The sequence below is a fragment of the Streptomyces sp. NPDC033845 genome (genome assembly GCF_055576225.1).
On the sequence record NZ_JBVIRI010000066.1, the window covers coordinates 1 to 3,930 of the forward strand.

Consider the following 3,930-nt stretch of genomic DNA (forward strand, 5'->3'; position numbering starts at 1 on the left):
AGCCCGCCCCCTTGTGGATACCGCATGCCCTGGTGATACCGCAGCGGACGACCAGGCGTCAGCCCCTACGACAACACGAGTTCAACCTCAGTAGTCAGGCGTGGGACCTTGATTTCATCTTGCCGGAGCCTGAACCCGAGCCTGACGCCCAGGAATCAGAGCATGCGCACCAGGAACCACACTCGCGCTGCCGCCCCGCGGCACAACCGAACTCCTTGAGGTCTTTGATGAAGATTCGCCGTACCACGGCCGCAGCGGCCGCGATGGCTGTCGCAGCCCCGCTCGCCCTGCTGTCCGCGCCCGTCGCGTTCGCGGACGAGACGATGTCTCCCAGCCCCACCGAGAGGACGTCGCCCAGCCCCACCGAGACGCTGTCCGAGAGCGCGAGCGACACCGCGTCGCCCACGGAGACCACCTCCAAGCTGCCGAGCGGCACCCCGTCGGCGTCCGACACGGCGACCTCCGAGCCGCCCACGGACACGGCCTCCCCGAGCGCCACGGAGAGCGAGACGGACGAGCCCGAACCCACCGACTCCGCCGAGCCCAGCGAGGACCCGACCGACCCGGACGTCCCCTATTGCGAGGTCTTCGACGACGACTTCAACGCCAAGGTGTCAGCGGACATCAAGGGCCTGCCCGGCAAGATCGTGGCCGGTGACGGCTTCCACAGCTTCAAGTTGATCATCACCAACGATTCCGGCACCACGCTCGGTGTCCGCTTCTACGCCGAGATCGAGAACGACAAACTGGACGAGACGAAGTTCCTCAGCCCGTACATCGACCTGGAGTTCAAGAACACCGAGACGGGTACCTGGGACCGCATCGGCATCGACGAATGGGCCGGCGACTACTTCTTCTACGTCGACCAGCTGAAGGCTGGCAAGAGCAAGACCGTCGACCTGCGCGTCGGCATCGACGCCAAGGCCCCAGCCGGGGACGCCTACTCCTTCGGCTCCGGCGCCTACCTCGGCAACGTCGACGGCCAGAACTGCGTCGCCGAGGGCTGGGCCCAGTACGACTTCGAGGTCCTGAAGCCCGGCTCCCAGAACCCGGACCAGGGCTCCGCGAACCCGAGCGGCAAGGGCTCCAAGAACTCGGTGAAGAAGCCGCAGGGTGACATCTCCAAGCTACCAACGGGCAACCTGGCCGCCACCGGCGCGGACTCCGCTCTGCCTACGATCGGCCTGCTGAGCGGTGTCGCGCTGGTCGCTGGCGCGGGCGCCCTGTTCGCGGTGCGTCGCCGCAAGGCCGGTGCGCACAGCTGACGAAGGACTTCGCCGCACAGACGGAGAGAGGCCTTGCGTTCGGAAGGGGGACACAGGTCCTCTTTCTGTGAGCGCCGCCGTCGCGGCGCGCGGCCCTTCTGCAGCGCGCGCTACTTCTTCGGCGGCACCGCGGGCATGTCCAGGAACGGCAGTCCCATCGCCCCGAACGCGTCCGTCGGCACGACCGAGGCCCGCGGCTCGACCGGCTTGAGCCGCTGGGCATTCTGCTCACCGCCGAGCGCGCCGCCATCCTTGCCGGCCGCGACGACAAGTTCGCGGCCACGGTCGCCAAGGGCGCCGGAACGGCTTCGCGACGTGGCCGTTCACCCCGGTCGTGTCCGGCTGGTATCCGAAGACGGCCGTAGGGAGCCCGGCCCGTGTCAGTCCTGGGGGAGCCATGGCCGGGGGTGCCGGCGCGGGGGAGGGGAGCGGCGGCGCGAGCGGACTGGTGTTGGGTCGCCATCGCCAATGACATGACGCCTCACGGCCTGCGTGGTGATCCGGTACGTCCGCGTGGTCGGGGCCGGAGTGGTCCGGCGGCGTCCGCAGCGTGGCCACCCTTGAGAAGCCCAAGAGAGCAGACAGCCCGTGGTAAGCCGCCCCACCCCCATATCCTGCTCCGCCCTCTACACGGGCAGCGAGCCCATCGCCCGGTCCCGCCACCTCGCGCGCCGCTTCCTCGCCGACCTTCAGGACGTTCACCGGATACCGATCAGCGAACGGGCCCTGGACGTCGTGGAGCTCGTAGTCAGCGAGCTCGTCACCAACACCCGCAAGTACGCGCCCGGCCCGAGCCGGCTGCGGCTGGAAGCCCGGGAAGGGTGCGTGGAAGTGGCGGTGTGGGACCGCAACCCCGACCCGCCCGCACTCCTGCCCCCCGACCCCCTGCGCATCGGCCAACACGGACTCACGATCGTCATCAGCCTCGCCCGCACCTTCACCATCGAGCGCGAACCCGCGGGAAAACGCATCACCGCGACCATCGCCCTCACCGACGGCTGAGAAGCCCACGACTCAGACCCGGCCGGCCCCAGGGCTGCAGGCGGAACGGAGCGGCCTTGACGCCCGACGGCGACACCACCGCTCACGGTACCCGTCACCATCAGGCCCGGCGGTCGCCGACCCGTGGTGACGGAAGCAGTCAGACATCAGGACCCCGGGGGCCGCCCCCAGCTTTCGGGACGGATATCGACTACCAACCCTCCAACGAACCGGCCCCGCCCGCGGCCAGATACCCGCCCAGGCGCTGTACCCCACACGGTGCGCGCCGTCTGGTCAACCGCCCCTTCGGTCATCGACTTCCCGCGTGGTCCGCACCCCGGACCCATATCGCGTTCAAGACACAGCTACCCGGTCGGTTATCGCGTTGCGGAGCCGGCAGACGGTGTCAGAAGGCGCAGCTCGCCCGTGTTCTTCTCGCGGTGGCCCTGTTCGTTCGGGTGCGGCGTCAGGCCGAGGTGGGCCGCGGTCCCGGTGACTTCCAAAAGCCGGGCCACCGCGGGCCGGAACGGGCCGCTGAGGAAGAACCCGGCCCCGGCGCGGGCCGCCTCCGCCTTCGCCCACAACAAGGCACCCAGACCCGCACAGTCGCAGAACGAGACCCCACCGATGTCGACGCGCAGCACAGCCGGGCAGGCGGTGAGGGATGCGCGGACCGCTTTGCGGACAGCCGGAGCGGTCGCCACGTCGAGTTCCCCGGTGAGACGGACCAGGCCGTCGCCTCCGGCGGGGAGCAGCGTGCGAGCATCCCGCCGGGGAGGGGTCACGCCCGGCGGCCGCGGGGCCTCCGGCTCGTGGCCCGTCCACCTCCGTGGGTCCGTCGGCGTGTGGCTCCTCGCCTCGGCTCTCATCAGGCCGCCGCCGACGGGTTCGCCGATCCGGAAGTGCGGCGGTACTCGGCGTTGATGCGCTGCGCTTCCTGCAACTGGTCCTCCAGGACCACGATCCAGCAGGCCGCCTCGACCGGGGTGCCCTGGTCGACGAGCTCCCGCGCGCGGGCCGCGATCCGCAGCTGGTAGCGGGAGTAGCGCCGGTGTCCGCCTGCGGAGCGGAGCGGGGTGATCAGGCGGGCCTCGCCGATCGCGCGCAGGAAGCCCTGGGTGGTGCCGAGCAGTTCGGCGGCCCGGCCCATCGTGTGGGCGGGGAAGTCGTCGTCGTCCAGGTGACCGCCGAGCGGGCCGGTCGGGGTTTCTGCTGCCATCGACACCTCTTCGTGTTCGCGGAAAACGCGTGGAGGGGCCCTGGTGCGTACGTGCACCAGGGCCCCGAAGGAACTGCTTCACCATCTACCGGCCCTGATACTGCGCCGGCCTACTTGTTCCGCCTACCCGACCTGAGCTCTGCGTCGGGGGTGCGGGGATCACGCTTGCTCGACCGGAGACCACCTCACTCACGATCTCCTGCGGTACCCGGACCTCGTGTCACGTCCGGGCGATCCTGATGGCGCCTCAATCCCTCCGTTCATCCCTCGGATGATCAACTATGAGCTTGTTCCGCTTTGACGGACACGGTTGGTGTGTTGGTCAGGCCGCCAGGGCGGTCTCGTATTCGGCGGGGCTGCGGTAGCCGAGGCTGCTGTGGAGCCGATGCACGTTGTACCAGCTCTCGATCCACTCGAATATCGCGGTGCGGGCGGCGGCCCGGCTGGGCCAGGGACGACTGTCAC

5 protein-coding genes and 1 pseudogene are annotated in these 3,930 nt (G+C 69.6%); 3 read left to right on the top strand and 3 right to left on the bottom strand.

The window, feature by feature from the left end:
* Positions 1-227: 227 nt before the first annotated feature.
* The 3 genes and pseudogenes from ACZ50K_RS37680 (at position 228) to ACZ50K_RS37690 (ending at position 2,267) form a co-directional block, all read left to right on the top strand.
* Positions 228-1,265 carry an LPXTG cell wall anchor domain-containing protein gene (locus tag ACZ50K_RS37680; protein WP_468911966.1) on the top strand — a complete coding sequence of 346 codons (1,038 nt, stop codon included), beginning with the start codon at positions 228-230 and terminating at the stop codon, positions 1,263-1,265.
* A gap of 289 nt (positions 1,266-1,554) precedes the next feature.
* Positions 1,555-1,759, top strand: a pseudogene (locus ACZ50K_RS37685) (LacI family transcriptional regulator); the annotation flags it as partial.
* A 94-nt stretch (positions 1,760-1,853) separates the two neighbouring features.
* A complete protein-coding gene (locus ACZ50K_RS37690; protein WP_468911967.1) occupies positions 1,854-2,267 on the top strand; it encodes an ATP-binding protein in 414 nt (137 codons plus the stop codon).
* Positions 2,268-2,623: 356 nt separating this feature from the next.
* Here ACZ50K_RS37690 and ACZ50K_RS37695 read toward each other — a convergent pair whose 3' ends face one another.
* The 3 genes from ACZ50K_RS37695 to ACZ50K_RS37705 form a co-directional block, all read right to left on the bottom strand.
* A complete protein-coding gene (locus ACZ50K_RS37695; protein WP_468911970.1) occupies positions 2,624-3,115 on the bottom strand; it encodes an STAS domain-containing protein in 492 nt (163 codons plus the stop codon).
* A complete protein-coding gene (locus ACZ50K_RS37700) occupies positions 3,115-3,465 on the bottom strand; it encodes a MerR family transcriptional regulator (RefSeq protein WP_468911973.1) in 351 nt (116 codons plus the stop codon). Before ACZ50K_RS37700 ends, ACZ50K_RS37695 begins: the two co-directional genes overlap by 1 nt.
* Before the next feature lie 322 nt (positions 3,466-3,787).
* On the bottom strand, positions 3,788-3,930 hold a 143-nt coding region (locus ACZ50K_RS37705), incomplete at its 5' end, for an integrase core domain-containing protein (RefSeq protein ID WP_468911975.1).